The sequence below is a fragment of the Halomicrococcus pelagicus genome (genome assembly GCF_051917725.1).
Lineage (GTDB): Archaea > Halobacteriota > Halobacteria > Halobacteriales > Haladaptataceae > Halomicrococcus.
In genome coordinates this window covers 482,224-496,022 of sequence record NZ_JBQBLX010000001.1, presented here as the reverse complement: position 1 = coordinate 496,022, position 13,799 = coordinate 482,224, and the positions used below count along the sequence as shown (strand labels likewise).

At 70.2% G+C, this 13,799-nt stretch carries 14 protein-coding genes; 2 read left to right on the top strand and 12 right to left on the bottom strand.

Annotation, left to right across the window (positions count from 1 at the left end; all coding sequences use genetic code 11):
* Nucleotides 1–57: 57 nt before the first annotated feature.
* On the bottom strand, nt 58–1,800 hold the full coding sequence (locus ACTF4R_RS02660) for an acyl-CoA carboxylase subunit beta (RefSeq protein WP_440006027.1): 1,743 nt from the start codon (nt 1,798–1,800) through the stop codon (nt 58–60).
* A 114-nt stretch (nt 1,801–1,914) separates the two neighbouring features.
* Complete coding sequence (locus ACTF4R_RS02655; protein WP_440006026.1) at nt 1,915–2,328, bottom strand: DUF7344 domain-containing protein; 414 nt, start codon at nt 2,326–2,328, stop codon at nt 1,915–1,917.
* A gap of 337 nt (nt 2,329–2,665) precedes the next feature.
* Between ACTF4R_RS02655 and ACTF4R_RS02650 the strand changes: the two genes are divergently transcribed.
* Nucleotides 2,666–2,806 carry a DUF7503 family protein gene (locus tag ACTF4R_RS02650; protein ID WP_440006024.1) on the top strand — a complete coding sequence of 47 codons (141 nt, stop codon included), beginning with the start codon at nt 2,666–2,668 and terminating at the stop codon, nt 2,804–2,806.
* Here the strand turns inward: ACTF4R_RS02650 and ACTF4R_RS02645 are convergent.
* The 4 genes from ACTF4R_RS02645 to ACTF4R_RS02630 all read right to left on the bottom strand — a co-directional run bounded on the left by ACTF4R_RS02645 (nt 2,803) and on the right by ACTF4R_RS02630 (nt 8,271).
* Nucleotides 2,803–4,863 carry a hypothetical protein gene (locus ACTF4R_RS02645; RefSeq protein ID WP_440006023.1) on the bottom strand — a complete coding sequence of 687 codons (2,061 nt, stop codon included), beginning with the start codon at nt 4,861–4,863 and terminating at the stop codon, nt 2,803–2,805. The two genes, ACTF4R_RS02650 and ACTF4R_RS02645, sit on opposite strands and share 4 nt — an antisense overlap.
* A gap of 47 nt (nt 4,864–4,910) precedes the next feature.
* Nucleotides 4,911–5,858 (bottom strand): DUF7504 family protein, encoded by a 948-nt coding sequence (locus ACTF4R_RS02640; RefSeq protein WP_440006021.1) that lies wholly within the window; start codon nt 5,856–5,858, stop codon nt 4,911–4,913.
* A gap of 99 nt (nt 5,859–5,957) precedes the next feature.
* On the bottom strand, nt 5,958–7,145 hold the full coding sequence (locus ACTF4R_RS02635) for a lactate 2-monooxygenase (RefSeq protein WP_440006019.1): 1,188 nt from the start codon (nt 7,143–7,145) through the stop codon (nt 5,958–5,960).
* A gap of 25 nt (nt 7,146–7,170) precedes the next feature.
* Nucleotides 7,171–8,271 carry a putative sulfate/molybdate transporter gene (locus tag ACTF4R_RS02630; protein ID WP_440006017.1) on the bottom strand — a complete coding sequence of 367 codons (1,101 nt, stop codon included), beginning with the start codon at nt 8,269–8,271 and terminating at the stop codon, nt 7,171–7,173.
* Between the two features lie 154 nt (nt 8,272–8,425).
* Here ACTF4R_RS02630 and ACTF4R_RS02625 point away from each other — a divergent pair, with 154 nt between their 5' ends.
* On the top strand, nt 8,426–9,232 hold the full coding sequence (locus ACTF4R_RS02625) for an SDR family NAD(P)-dependent oxidoreductase (protein ID WP_440006015.1): 807 nt from the start codon (nt 8,426–8,428) through the stop codon (nt 9,230–9,232).
* Here the strand turns inward: ACTF4R_RS02625 and asd are convergent, their stop codons facing one another.
* The 6 genes from asd to cofD form a co-directional block, all read right to left on the bottom strand.
* Complete coding sequence (gene asd / locus ACTF4R_RS02620; RefSeq protein WP_440006013.1) at nt 9,233–10,267, bottom strand: aspartate-semialdehyde dehydrogenase; 1,035 nt, start codon at nt 10,265–10,267, stop codon at nt 9,233–9,235.
* 73 nt (nt 10,268–10,340) lie between these two features.
* Nucleotides 10,341–10,514 carry a 30S ribosomal protein S17e gene (locus ACTF4R_RS02615; protein WP_113275648.1) on the bottom strand — a complete coding sequence of 58 codons (174 nt, stop codon included), beginning with the start codon at nt 10,512–10,514 and terminating at the stop codon, nt 10,341–10,343.
* 55 nt (nt 10,515–10,569) lie between these two features.
* Nucleotides 10,570–11,133: a DUF447 domain-containing protein gene (locus ACTF4R_RS02610; protein WP_440006011.1), complete on the bottom strand. Its 564-nt coding sequence runs from the start codon at nt 11,131–11,133 to the stop codon at nt 10,570–10,572.
* On the bottom strand, nt 11,130–11,966 hold the full coding sequence (locus tag ACTF4R_RS02605) for a triphosphoribosyl-dephospho-CoA synthase (protein WP_440006009.1): 837 nt from the start codon (nt 11,964–11,966) through the stop codon (nt 11,130–11,132). Before ACTF4R_RS02605 ends, ACTF4R_RS02610 begins: the two co-directional genes overlap by 4 nt.
* Nucleotides 11,963–12,727 carry a tRNA-dihydrouridine synthase gene (locus ACTF4R_RS02600; RefSeq protein WP_440006008.1) on the bottom strand — a complete coding sequence of 255 codons (765 nt, stop codon included), beginning with the start codon at nt 12,725–12,727 and terminating at the stop codon, nt 11,963–11,965. Before ACTF4R_RS02600 ends, ACTF4R_RS02605 begins: the two co-directional genes overlap by 4 nt.
* Nucleotides 12,727–13,722, bottom strand: coding sequence for a 2-phospho-L-lactate transferase (cofD, locus tag ACTF4R_RS02595; protein WP_440006006.1), 996 nt, complete (start codon nt 13,720–13,722; stop codon nt 12,727–12,729). Before cofD ends, ACTF4R_RS02600 begins: the two co-directional genes overlap by 1 nt.
* Between the last annotated feature and the right edge of the window lie 77 nt (nt 13,723–13,799).

The window sequence follows — 13,799 nt, the reverse complement described above, 5'->3', positions numbered from 1 at the left end:
GAAGTTCCGACCGTATCGCCGGCCGTTCACGAACGGCCGTGCGGTCGAGGATTCGCGTTACAGAATCGTCCCGTGCTTCTTGTCCGGCAGGTCCTTGTCGAGGTCGGCGTAGAACTCGAAGCGCGCCTCGAGTTCGTCGCGCAGCGTCGACGGCGGGACGATCTCGTCGATGACGGTCTCGCTGGCCATCCGGTGGACGTCGATGTCCTCGCGGTACTCCTCGCGGAGTTCCTGCTCGCGCTGCTTGCGTTCCTCCTCGTCCTCGATGTCGTTCAGCTTGTTCGCGTAGACCGCGTTGATGGCCGCTTCGGGGCCCATGATGGCTATCTCGCCGGAGGGGAGCGCGATGGTGCTCTGGGGGTCGTAGGCCGGCCCCGACATGGCGTAGATGCCCGCGCCGTACGCCTTCCGGACGACGACGCACTGCTTGGGCACCGTCGCCGAGGAGGTGGCGTAGATCATCTTCTTGCCCTTCTCCAGGATGGCGTCCTTCTCGACCTGCGACCCCGCCATGAAGCCGGGCGTGTCGGTGAGATAGAGCAGCGGAATCTCGAACGCGTCGCACTTCCAGATGAACTCCGCGGCCTTCTCCGCGGCGTCCGGGAAGATGGCCCCCGAGCGCTGGGCGGGCTGGTTGGCGACGATGCCGACTGGCCGGCCGTCGATGCGCGCGAACGCGGTGATGATCTCCGTTCCGTACTCCGACTGGAGCTCGAAGTACGAATCGGCGTCGACCACGCGCTCAATCAGGTCGGTCATGTCGTAGGCGCGGTTCGGGTTCTGGGGTACGACGCCGTCGATGCCCTCCGGCGACTTCGCGGGGGCGCTCGGCTCGCTCCGGGGCGGTTTCTCGTGGGCCTTGTCGGGGAGGTACGTGACGAGGTCCGCCACGAGCTGCCGGGCGTGCTCCTCGTCGCGGGCCACGAGGTCCGCGCTCCCGGAGTGTTCCGCGTGCATCCCCGCGCCGCCGAGGTCCTGCATGTCGATGTCCTCGCCGGTGACCATCTGGACCATCCGCGGGCTGGCGATGGCCATCGCGGACATCTCCTCGACCATCACGGTGAAGTCGGCGAACACGGGGGTGTAGGCCGCCCCCGCGATGCAGGGGCCGTAGAGCACGCAGATCTGCGGGACGCGCCCCGACAGCATCGAGTGGTTGTAGTAGTACTTCCCGATGCCCTCGCGGTTGGCGAAGAAGCCGGTCTGCTGGTCGATGCGTCCCCCGGAGGAGTCCATCAGGTAGAGGACGGGGTTGCCGCTCTGGAGCGCGCGCTGTTGCATCCGGAGGAACTTCTCGACGCCATTGCTGGCCATCGAACCGGCCTTCACGGTGAAGTCGTTCGCCATGAAGTGGACGTCGCGGCCCTCGAACTCCGCCGCGCCCGTGAGCAGGCCGTCCGCCGGCAACCGGTCGTCGGCGTCGAACTCGGCGAACTTGCCGTCCTCGAACTTCAGTCCGTCGTCCCCGAACCAGAGGTCGAGACGGTCGCGGACGAACAGCTTCCCCTGTTCCTCCAGGCGTTCTTTGTACTTCTCCGGGCCGCCCAGTTCTATCTCCTCTATCTCCTCCCAGAGCCGTTCCTCGCGCTCGGTCGGACCGAGGTCGTCCTCGGCCGCTCCGCCGACCGTCGCGTTCGTCCCGTCGCTGGCCGACGTGCCGGCCGGTTCGCGCCAGGTCGCCGCCGGTTCGTCGGCGTCACCGACGAACACCTCTACCTCGTCGCCGACGTGCCGGGAGAGCGCGCTGGCGATTGCCGAGGCCTCCTCCTCGGTCGCCCCCTCGGCGATGCGTACCTTCATGCCTGGCAGTCCGTGGAGCGATTTCAAACCGTTTTCCATTTTAGACCACGGCCTGGTCGCTCGCGCGTGCGAACCGACCCCCCGTCCCCGGGCCGGTCGGTCACCGTTCCCGAGTCACGCTTCGGCTCGCGCCGCGAGTTCCACGAACAGTTCGAGCGTCTCGGACGCGTCGTACTCGACGAACTCCCCGGTCCGCTCGAAGGTTATCGCGCCGGCGTCGTCCAGTTTCGGCAAATGCGTGTGGAGCAGTTCCGTACGGAGATGTTGGCGACGGGCCGGGTCCGGCGTGACGGTCGACCCGTCGCGCTCCCGTTCGGCGATGTGGTCGGCGAGCGACTCGGCGACGGCCGTACCGTGCTCGCGGAGGTGATAGAGGACGTACCGTCGCCGCCGGTGAGCGAGCACGTCCACGACCGTCTCGACCGAGCAGCCGTCGGACCGGCGGAGCACGTCGTCGACGGACGTCACCGACCCCTGCTCGCGCACCAGCAGCTCGAATCCCCCGGCTCCGCGTTCGTCCCCTGACATCTGCCGGCGACGGTAGGCCGTCCACGTACAAAAGACTGAGACACGTTGTCGGCCGGCTATCCGTGAAGCCGGATCGTAGTGGGCGACGAACCGTCCGTCAAGGAGCCGTTTCCTCTCGAAATCCCTCGTTGTCGCCGACGGTCGTTCGCCACCGCAACTCCCGTTCGCTCTGTCGCCGGGTAATCGCTCGTTCGCCTTCGGGTAACGACGGCGTACCCTCGCCGCGTTTCCGGTAGCGACTCGATAATCTTCGCCGAGAAGTGGCAAAGACCAATTGGTTTCCTCGCTATACTCTTAAGATAAACATAAGATGAGGGCGAGACGAGAAGCGCCTGCAATGTCCGACGAAAACGAACGGTTACGGAAGTACTACGCAGAGAATCCGCGGATGATGGGCGTCGCGTTCACGCTCGCCCTGCTGTTGCTCGAAGCCGGAAACGCGGCCGCCGCCGTCGGCGGCGTGAACTCGGGTCCCTAACGCAGGTCGTCGACGCCGAGGTCGGTCGACCAGCAAAAGCTCCCGTCGAGCACGACGGGGAACTGTTCCATCTGGAGGTAGTAGCCGAGTTCGTCGGCTCCGATACGGAACTCGGGGAGCGGTCCCCCGGCGATGAAGTGCGTCTCCACGTCGCCGATGTACGGGATGTACAGCGACCCCATCCCTCGCTCTGACGTCGGATACGTGTCGATTCTGACGCCGTACTCGCCGTCCGCGTCGGTCGAGCGGACGCGATAGAAGACGGGGATGCCGCTCTCGTTCTGTGCCACCTCGACGCCGCCGTCGCCGACGACCGTGTACTGGTTGGCGACGATGCGCCGCTCCCGGACGACCGCCAGCGCCGACCGGAGCGAGAAGCCGGCGTTGAGCAGGCGCGCGACGAGTCGTCCGACCGCGGTCGCCCCGCCGTTCCCGACGTCGCCGTGCGTGACGATGCCACCGATGCTGCCGTTCTCGACGAGGCTGACGCCCTGCCGGTAGGAGTTACAGCCGTTCAGGAAGAACGTCCTCGCGCCGGTTCGGTCGAGGCTCTCGGCGTCGAGCACGCCGTCCGGACAGACGAACCCTCCTGCCTCGACGTGACCGACGTAGTGGAGGAAGTCCGTCTCGGACGCGAGCAGTTCGGCGAGCGTCCCCGTCGAGCAGTTCGCGTGAACGGTGACGTCGAACGGGAGGTCGTCGCGGTCGCCGTAGAGCGCACCGTCTTCGACCTCCTCGCGCATCCGCTCGTCGTTACAGACGATGTCGATGTCGATGTCGTCCGCGGTCGTCGCTCGGTCGCGGTGTTCGAACGCGGCCCGCCGGAGTTCGTTGGCGCCGAACACGCGGCCGTCGCCGAGCCACGCCTGTTCGAGCGCGTCGGTCTCGGGCGGCGAGACGTACGGTTCGTCGCGCTCCGCTCGCCGGCCCCGGTCCACCGACCGGACGAACTCGTCGACGTAGGACGGCGTCGACGAGCGCGCTCGCCGTCGACCCTGCGCGTCGGCGCGTCGGACGACCGCGAGGTCGTCGACGAGGTACGGAAGCAGCGTCGCGTTCTCGGCGTCCGGCGTCACGTGCGCCGCCAGTCGCCACGTCGGCACGGCGTCCCGGACGGCGTCGAACGGGACCGAGAGGTAGGCCGCGAGTCGCTCCGCCGAGGGGGCGTCGTACAGGTCCGGAAACGACAGGGACACGTCGTCCTCGACCGCCTGACGCTCGTGGAGGTCGACCGGGTACAGTCCCTCCGTCCGGGTCAGACAGTCCAGGAGGAACACCTGCTGGAGAACGCGCGCCACCTCCGCGTCGAATCCACGGTCCGTGCGGAGCGAGTGTTCGAACCCGTCGTCGGTGACGATCCGGGGTCGCTCCCCGGGTCGAACGTCGGCCCCGAGGTAGTACGCGAGCGTGCTGACGGCGTAGACGGACTGTCGGTCCGCGGGCACCTCGATGTGGACGCCGGTGTCGGGGGAGTCGAGTCCGTCCGGAATCGCCAGGTCGTCGCCGAGTTCGACCGTCGGGGGATGCCCCCGGAGCGTCGGGAACGACCGTTCGGGACTCGTCGTCTTCAGCGCCGACCCGAACGTCGACACCGCCGCCATCAAGTCCTCGGGGTCGGCGGTCGTCCTCACCGTCGCCGCCGGGCGTTCGTGGTAGGAGCGCGCGCCGACGCGGACGGTGGTCTCCTCGCCGAAGTCGAACTCCATGCGGTCGACGGACGACGCGACGGTCACCTCGCCGTCGACCCGGACGAACGTCTTGATGGGCGCGTGCAACTCGAGGCAGTACTCGTCCGGCGGTAACTCTTCGTACGCGTAGTGTTCGGCTTCGACCAGCGGCGATCCGTCGGGGTCGCGGACGTAGGTCTCGACGACGTACGGGAGGACGAGCCGGTCGACGGCGACCTCGACCGCCGCGTCGACGGGGAACCGGAAGCGGCCGGTCCCGACCGGCGTCGGATCGACCGGCGACGACGTCTCGAGTTCGAACCGTCGGTCCTGGACCGGGTCGAACAGTTCCAGGCCCGGCCGCTCGGTGGTAGTGAATCTCGGTTTCATACTGAACTCCCCGCGCCGCGTCCTCGTCGACCGTCTCGCAGCACCGTTCAGCGTTCGTCGAGAGCGAACCAGTCCGTGGTGAACTCGGTGTCCTGGAGGTACCAGCGCTGTTCCGGCCCGGCCTCGCCGACGCGAAGTTCGACGGTCGCGTCGAACAGGGATTCGATGTCGGCCACCGCCTCGGAGCGACGCGCCATCGGGAGGACGTAGCACCCCAGCCCGGAGAGGTCCTCGACGGCGTCGAAACAGTCGCTCAGGAACGGTTCGACGTCGCGGTCGTCATCGTCGTCGACGACCGGTCGGAGGGAGTCGAAGCAGAACCGGAGTTCGCCCGGGGCGAGTCCGCGTCGTTCGAAGTCGATCCGCCGTAGCGTCTCCTCGATTGCCGCGCCGAAGTCGGCGAGGTCGCCGTCGACGTCGGTCACCCGGTAGTCGGTCCCCGACGCCGTCGCGGCGGTCGTCGACCGGGCCTCGGCCTGGTAGTCGAGAACGTGCCCGCCGGCGGCCGACGCGCCCGCGCGGTCGAGTCGGTCGTAGGCGGTCCCCACGTTCCGGTCGTGGAGCGCGACGACCCGTTCGTGGTCCCCGGCGCGACCGAGCAATCGGACTGTCGCGTCCTCGAGGACCTCGTCCGGAACCTGGCCGGTGAGGAGGAGGTTCCCGCCGGTGCGCTTTATCCGGGCGAGTTCCGACTCGACCTCCACGACGCCGTCGGCGGAGACGGTCGCGTAGTGGCCGTGTATCGAGAACGTCACCTGACCGTCCGTTCGCTCGGCCCCGTTCCGCCGCGAGGCGAACAGGGCGTCGAGCGCGTCGGGGTCTATCACGTCGTAGAGACTCGTGTCCAGCTCGGGAGGCGTCACCCCCGCAGACTCCGCGACGGCCTCGACGACGAGCGTCCCGAGCATTCGACCGCCCTCGTCCGAACGTCTCTTCCGGACCTTCCGGACGCCGTCGGAAGCCGTCCGGTCGACCGTGTCCTCGTCCCGGTTCATTGGTTTTCACTTCCCGTAACACCCAGTCACGTATAAAACGCACTGATTATTTGAAACATTGGGTCAGGAGTGAACATACCACACGCGAAGCCTCCAGTATCACCGCTCCCGGGTATCGACGACGGCAGAGCGGTCCACGTCCGCCACGGCGTCGTACCCCGAGAGCGCGAGCGTCAGGTCGAGGTCCGCGAGGAAGTTCGCGAGCACGGAACGAACGCCGTTCTCCCCGTCGACCGCCAGGCCGTAGGCGTAGGGGCGGCCGAGCAGGACGGCGTCCGCGCCGAGCGCGATGGCCCGGAACGCGTCCGCGCCGCGACGGACGCCGCTGTCGAAGAGGACGGGAACCCGGCCGTCCACCGCGTCGACGACGCCCGGCAGGGCCTCCAGCGCGCCGATAGCGCCGTCGACCTGGCGACCGCCGTGGTTCGAGACGACGACGCCATCGACGCCGCGGTCGAGCGCCTCGCGGGCGTCCGCGGGGTGCAGGATGCCTTTCAGCACGACGGGGAGGTCCGTCTGCTCTCGGAGCCAGTCCAGGTCGTCCCACGTCAGCGACGGGTCGCCGAATATCTCCGTGAAGTGCCAAACGGCGGCGGTTTCGTCCTCTTCGGGCGGCGCGTCGAGCGCGTCGCGGAAGGCGGGGTCGGAGAAGTAGTTCGCCACGCCCTCGCCGTCGAGGAACGGAAGGTAGGCCCGGTCGACGTCGCGTTCGCGCCACCCCATCATCGGCGTGTCCACGGTGACGACGACGGCCTCGTACCCCGCCTCCTCGGCCCGCCGGAGGAAGCTCGCGGTCACGTCCCGGTCGGCGCTCCAGTAGAGCTGGAACCAGGCCGTCGTGTCGCCGAGTTCGCCGGCCACGTCCTCCATCGTCTCCGAGGACGCGGAACTCAACACGACCGGCACGTCGAGGTCGGCGGCGGCGCGCGCCGTCGCGAGTTCGCCCTCCTCGTGGACGATGGACTGGACGCCGATGGGGGCGAGCAGCACCGGGACGGGGAGTTCGCTATCGAACAGTTCGACGGAGAGGTCCCGCTCCGCGACGTCGCGGAGCATCCGCGGGACGATGCGCCAGCGGTCGAACGCCCGGCGGTTCTCGCGGGCGGTGCTCTCGTCGCCAGCGCCGCCCGCGAGGTAGGCGTACGCCTCCGGCGACAGCGCCTCGCGGGCGAGGTCGGCGAGTTCTCCGGGCGAGGCGGGAAGGTCGGGCGTCTGGTCGGCGAGCATTCCCGCGGCGTACACCTCGTTCTGGCGGTCCGGACCGAACGGTTCGGATGGGTCGTCCATGACTGGTGCGACCACCTGACAGGAATTATAGCTTTCTCCGGAGCTGGTACGCCGCGGTGCCGGCGAGGAACGCCACGCCGACGTTCGTGACGAGGCCGAGCGCGCCGACGCCGACGGCGAGCCAGCGGTCGTCCGTGGCCAGCCCGGCCCGTCCGAGTTCGACCGCGACCAGCGCGAGGACGACGCCGAGCACGGCGAGCGGGAAGGCGGCCACGAGGTCGGCCGCGAACAGCGCCGCCACCGCGTACAGCAGGCCGAGGACCAGGTTCGCGCCGGCGCTGCGCGCGCCGAAGGCGTGCTTCCCGGCGACGCCGCCGCTCCCGTGGCACATCGGCATCGCGCCGAAGGGGACGGCGAGGAGGTTCATCGCGCCCATGCTGGTCGCCAGGTCGTCCGGCGAGACGTCGGCGTCGTACAGGTCCGAGAGGAGCAGCGACGTGGCCACCGCGGCGTTGCCGACCGTCATCGCGAGCTGGCCGGCGGTCGCGGCGAGCGCGTCGTCCGTGAGCGCGACCGCCACGCCGCCCGCGAACAGCGGGACGCCGGCGGAGAGCGACGGAACGCCGGGCGTCGGAACCCCCACGTCGACGGCCGCGACGACGACGCCGAGGGTGAGCACGGCGAGCGCGCTGGCGCGGCGGTGACCCAGCGCGACCGCGAGGCCGGCGACGCCGACGGCGGCCGCCGCGGTCGCGGGGGCCGCGACGCCGAGGTCGAGTCCCGTCCGCGCGAGCAACAGCGCGACGCTCACCTGCACGCCGCGGACGACCGGTTCGCCGACCGCGTCCGTCAGCCGCCCGACCGCGCCCGTCGTGCCCAGCGCGAGCAGGACGCCGCCAGCGACGAGCCCCGCCGACAGCAGTTCGCCGGCCGTGAGCGTGCCGGCGATTACGAGCCCCGCGAGCGCCTTCATCGGTTCGACGGAGACGGGAACGCCGTACCGCAACCCCCAGACGACCTGGAAGGCGGCGAACCCGAGCAACAGGACCGGCAGTCGGAGGTCGGTGAGCGCGGCGACGGCGACCACCACGGGCAACACCGTCACGGAGTCACCGACCGCCCCGGTCACTTCCCCGACCGAGAGTTCGAACCGACGCTCCTCGCCGTACGACACTTCGACGGCCATGCCGGCGGAACGGACGCAACTACCAAAGGTTTACTCAGTAACCGAAACCGGGCTCCGACTCCGGATTTCGAAACCGGGTACGGTTACATCGCCGGCCGGTTCGAGTTTCGCTGCGACGACAAGAACTTTCCTGTCGGTTCGAGTAGTGTCACCCATGGACGAGAGTGATACGGAGGCAGGCAGCGAGTCGCCGAACCGCTTCTCGGTCGAGGGCGAGCGCGTCATCGTGACCGGCGCGTCGAGCGGCATCGGCCGCGTCGTCGCCGAACAGTTCGCGGCCGGCGGCGCGGACGTGGTCGTCTGCTCGCGCGAGCAGGGCAACGTCGACCCCGTCGCCGACGGCATCGAGGAGAGCGACCGCCCGGGGCGCGCGCTGGCGGTCGAGTGCGACGTGACCGACCGCGACGCCGTCGACGCACTCGTCGAGGCGACGGTCGAGGAGTTCGGGGGCGTGGACGTGCTCGTCAACAACGCCGGCGCGAGTTTCATGGCCGGGTTCGACGACCTCACCCCGAACGGCTGGCAGCGCGTCGTCGACATCAACCTCACCGGCACGTACCACTGCACGCAGTCGGCCGGCGAGCACCTGAAGGAGGGCGGCGGCGCGGTGGTCAACCTCGCGAGCGTGGCGGGTCAGGACGGCGCGCCGTACATGAGCCACTACGGCGCGGCGAAGGCCGGCGTCGTCAACCTGACCCGGTCGCTCGCCTACGAGTGGGCGGGCGACGGCGTCCGGGTGAACTGCGTCGCGCCGGGGTTCGTCGCCACGCCCGGCCTCGAATCACAGATGGGCATCAGCGCCGACGACATCGAGCGCGACGACGTGGAGCGCCGCGTGGGGACCAGCGAGGAGATAGCCGACGTCGTCCAGTTCCTCGCCAGCCCCGCCGCCTCCTATCTCGTCGGCGAGACGATAACAGCGGCCGGCGTCCCCGACGTCATGGAGTCGCCGGACGTCTGATCAGAGCCAGCCGTCCTCGGCCAGCAGTTCGCCGTTGAGCAGGCTCGCGCCCGCGGCACCGCGAATGGTGTTGTGCGCGAGACAGTTGTACTGGACCCCGCTCGGCGTGTCCTGAACCCCGCCCGCGGCGACCGCCATGCCGCCGCCGAGCGTGCGGTCGAGCCGCGGCTGGGGGCGCGACTCGTCGTCGAACACCTCGATGAGCGGGTCGGGCGCGCTCGGCAGGTCGAGCGTCGGCGCGTCGCGGAACGCCTCCTCGACGTCCGTCGGACCGACGTCCCGGTTCGTCTCGGCCCAGACGTTCTCCAGGTGACCGTCGAGCGTGGGTACGCGGTTGCAGGAGGCCGACACCGCGACGTCGTGGAGGTCGACGCCGGTCCCGTCGAAGCTCCCGAGGAGCTTTCGCGTCTCGGTCTCCATCTTCTCCTCCTCGCCGCCGATGTGGGGCACGACGTTGTCGAGTATCTCCATCGACGTGACGCCGGAGTAGCCCGCGCCCGAGACGGCCTGGAGGGTGGCGACGTGGACGCGGTCGAGGCCGAACTGGTCGAGCGTCGAGAGCGTCGGGACCATCGCGATGGTCGAGCAGTTCGGGTTCTTCACGAGCGCACCGTCCCAGCCGCGCTCGTCGCGCTGGACCTCGATGAGGTCTAAGTGGCCGTGGTTGACCTCCGGGATGACGAGCGGGACGTCGTCGGCCATCCGCGCGTTCGAGGAGTTCGAGGAGATGACGTACCCCGCCTCGGCGAACGCCGGTTCGACGTCGGCGGCCACGCCGGAGGGCAGCGAAGAGAAGAGGAGGTCGAGGTCGTCCGGCACCGCCTCGGGTTCGGTCGCGCGCACCGTGAGGTCGCCGACGTCGTCCGGGATGGGCGAGTCGACGCGCCACTTGGCCGCCTCGCTGTACGGTTTGCCGGCGCTGTTCTCGCTCGCCGTTATCGTCGCCAGTTCGAACTCGGAGTGGCCGTCGAGTAGCTGAACGAACCGCTGTCCGACCGCTCCCGTACCGCCGAGAATACCGACTCGTACACTCATGTGCGAACGTCTAACCTACGTCCGTGCAAGTAGCTTTCGACGCGCTCAGAAACTGCCGCCGTCGCGAAAAACCCTACTTCTTCCGGGTGACGTACCCGGCGATGCGGTTGCGAACGCCCTTCGAGTCGATGTTCGTCAGCTTCTGTACGCTGTCTTTGTTCTGTTCGAAGTCCGTCGTGAACGCGTCCGGGTATCGCTCCAGGAGGATGGTCCCGGTCTTCTTGACGTAGTCCGGTTTTATCGCCATACCGGTCGTTTGCTCGCTGTCACCCTTAAATGCATTCGTTCGGCTCCGTCGGGGACTACCAGTCGGCGTACTCTCGGACCCGCTCGAACGCCTCGCGCTCGCGCTCGCCGCCGCAGGTCTCGACCACCGACTCGAAGTACGCCAGCCGCGACCGGAGTTCCGCCGCGTCGTACGTCGGAACGTCCAGCCGGGAGGCCGCGACGGTCGCCTCGATTACGGCGTAGAACCCCCGGTTCGTCGTCGGCACCGTCTCGCGCTCGACCCGCGATTCGACGGGACGAAGCTCCCACTCCTCCCAGCGAGCGTCGCCGGACTCTCCCGAGTCCACCCGCTCCACCTCGACCTCGACCCACGCGTCCGCGGCGTCGAGCACCGGTTCCGGCTCCTCGCGGATGGCGAGCGCCGCGTCGGCGAAGACGACGGCGTCGGACACGAACTGGACGACGCCGCCGCCCTGCCGGTGGAAGTTCCGCCGGGTCCGGGTGTTGCCCCACGTCCGGGCGGTCACGGGGTCGCCGGCGTGGAGTCCGAGCGCCGCGACGTTCCACAGCCCGTTCGGTCCGAGCGTGGTGACGACGGACTCGGTGACCCCGCGGAGGTCGACGGGCCAGTCGGTCACACCGAAACCTCCCCGCGCTCCAGCGCGACGAACAGCGCCGCCGCGACGACGTCGGCGGTCGTCCCCGGATTCAGGCCCTCCGCGACGAGTTCGTCCGCGAGCTCCCCGGGGTCCGTCTCCCCGACGAGGGCGGCCGCCGCTCGCTCGCTGACGCGCTCGGCGGCCTCCTCGCCCGCTTGCTTCGCGACGAGGGTGTCCGGTTCGTCGGCGAGCAGTTCGAGGAAGAGCCGGGCCGTCCGGTCCGAGAGCGGGCCGTCGAGTTCCGCGAGACGCTCCGCTCCGTCGAAGGTGCGCGCGAACCCCGTCGTCCACTCGCGGGCGACCCCGTCCTCCGGCGCGGAGAGCGCCATCACCTCGGCCAGGGTCGTCCCGCGCTCCTCGACCGCCGGCACCGCGTCCGCGCCGCGGCGCACGTCGAGGTCCGCGGCGTCCTCCGGCGGGTCGTCGACGAACACGTCCACGTGCTCGAACGCCCGGTAGAAGTTCGCCGTGTCGTCGACCGTCGTCGCCTCCACCACCGCCGTCGCGGCGTCCGGCGTCACCGCCCCGCGTTCGCTCGCGGCGCTCACGAGCGGTACGACCAACAGCAGCGCGCCGAACTGGGTGTTGTCGCCCTCCTGCCGGCTCATCCCGGCCACGGCGCGCTCGAACGCCTCGCCCACCGGCGCGCCCGACTCGGCGGCCCGGAGGCCCGCGCCAGCGCCGACCGCGCCCGCGAGGAAGTGCTCGAACCGGAGGTCCGGCAGGTCGCGCTCGCGGTCCACGTTCCCCGGTTTGGGCGTCCCGGAGACCTCCAGCAGGAGCGCGAGCTGGGCGTTCTCGGCGGGCGTCACGGTCGCGCCTCCGTCCGCTCCTCGCCCTGGAACCACTCCGCCGTCGCCCGCCGGACCCGTTCGAGCACGGCGGGGTCGTCGCTCGGCCGACCGACGCTGACGGCGTCCGCGCCGTAATCGAGGTACTCTCGGACTGTCGCGGCGTCCCGGACGCCGTTGTTCGCGACGACGAAGCAGTCGTCCGGGACGGCGGCCACCACGTCGGCGACGACCGCCTCGGAGTCCATCGCGTCCACGTGGACGGCGTCCGCGCCGGCCGCCGCGACGCGTCCGGCGAGTTCGGGGAGGTCGACGTCCGCGACCTCCGTCCTGACCTTCACGCTCACCGTCGCGCCGGCGTCGGCGGCCGCCCGGACCTGTCCGCAGAGGCGGTCGGGGTCCCGGAGCAGCGCCTCCCCGGCGCCCGCGGCGCACATCTCGTCCTGGCGGCAGTGGGCGTTGACCTCCAGCATCGCGCCGTGACGCCGACAGACCGCGGCGACCGCCCCGACCGGTTCCGGCGACGCCGCGCGGACGTTGAATCCGGGGCGGAGCGGTGCGTCGTCGAGCGCCCCCAGCTGGCGGTCGACGAACGCCACGGGGTCGTCGGGCAGGAACTCCTCGCGGTCGCGGGCGACGAGTTCGCGGGCCGCCGCCCGCGTCGGGTCGTCGAGCGCGATGCCGCCGAGGAACGCCGCGCCGACGTGCGCTTCGGCGGCGTGCGCCCACTCGGCGTCCGACTCGCCGCTGAGGCTGGCGGCGGCGACCCTGGGGTCGAACATCACGCCACCTCCGCGAGGGCGTCGGCGACCGCTCGCGCGACCCGGCCGCCGTCCTCGGCGTCGTTCATCTCGGTGTCGGTGCGGACGACGGGCCGGTCCAGGTCCGTTCCGTCGGCGTCGTCCAGCACGAACGCGTCCGCGAACGGGTAGGCCGCGGCGACGCCGGCCGTGCTCGGGTCGTAGCCCACCGCCGCCATCAGCTCCGCCGCGGGGCCGGAGAACACGCGGTCCTCGACGAACGGCGAGACGGCGACCACCGTCGCGTCGTCGAGCGCCTCGCGGACGCCGTCGACGGCGAGCATCGGCCCGATGCTCGTCACCGGGTTCGAGGGCCCGACGACGACCGTCTCGCCGCGGAGCGCGTCGAGCACCGGTGGCGCCGGCTCGGCCTCGTCCGCGCCGCGGAACTCCACGTCCACGACCTCGGGGTCGCCGCGTCGGGCGACCCAGAACTCCTGGAAGTGCATCGGCCCCTCGGGCGTGTGGACGATGCTCGCCACCGGGTCGTCGCTCATCGGCACGAGGTCGAGCGGCACGTCGAACGCGTCCGCCAGCGTTCGGGTGGTCTCCGTGAGCGTGCGTCCCTCGTCGAGCAGTCCGGTCCGGGTCACGTGGACCGCGCGGTCGCGGTCGCCGATCTCCATGAACTCCGCGACGCCGGAGAAGCGCCGCCAGCGCGAGATTCGGCGGCCCGCTGTCTGGCGCTCGTCGGGCAGGTAGCGCGGCCCGCCCGCCAGGTCGGCCGACTCGGCGAGCCGACGGAGTTCGTGGTGGGTCGCCGTCGTGTCGTCGGCGATGCCCCACCACGTCTCCCGGTCGAGTTCGCCGGCCTGCTGGAAGAGGACGGTGTCGACGTCAGGGCAGACGAGCAGGCCGCCGAGTTCCACGTCGTCGCCCGTGTTGCCGACCACGGTCGTCTCGGCGGGCGAGAAGATGTCGCCCGCGCCGTCGAGCAGCTTGGGGGTGCCCGTACCCCCCGAGAGAAACGTCGTCATACGTCGAGGTGCGCGTTCGGGCGTGTAAACGCTTGCGCTCCTCGTCGTCCGGTTCGCCCGACGAACGTCGCTTCTCG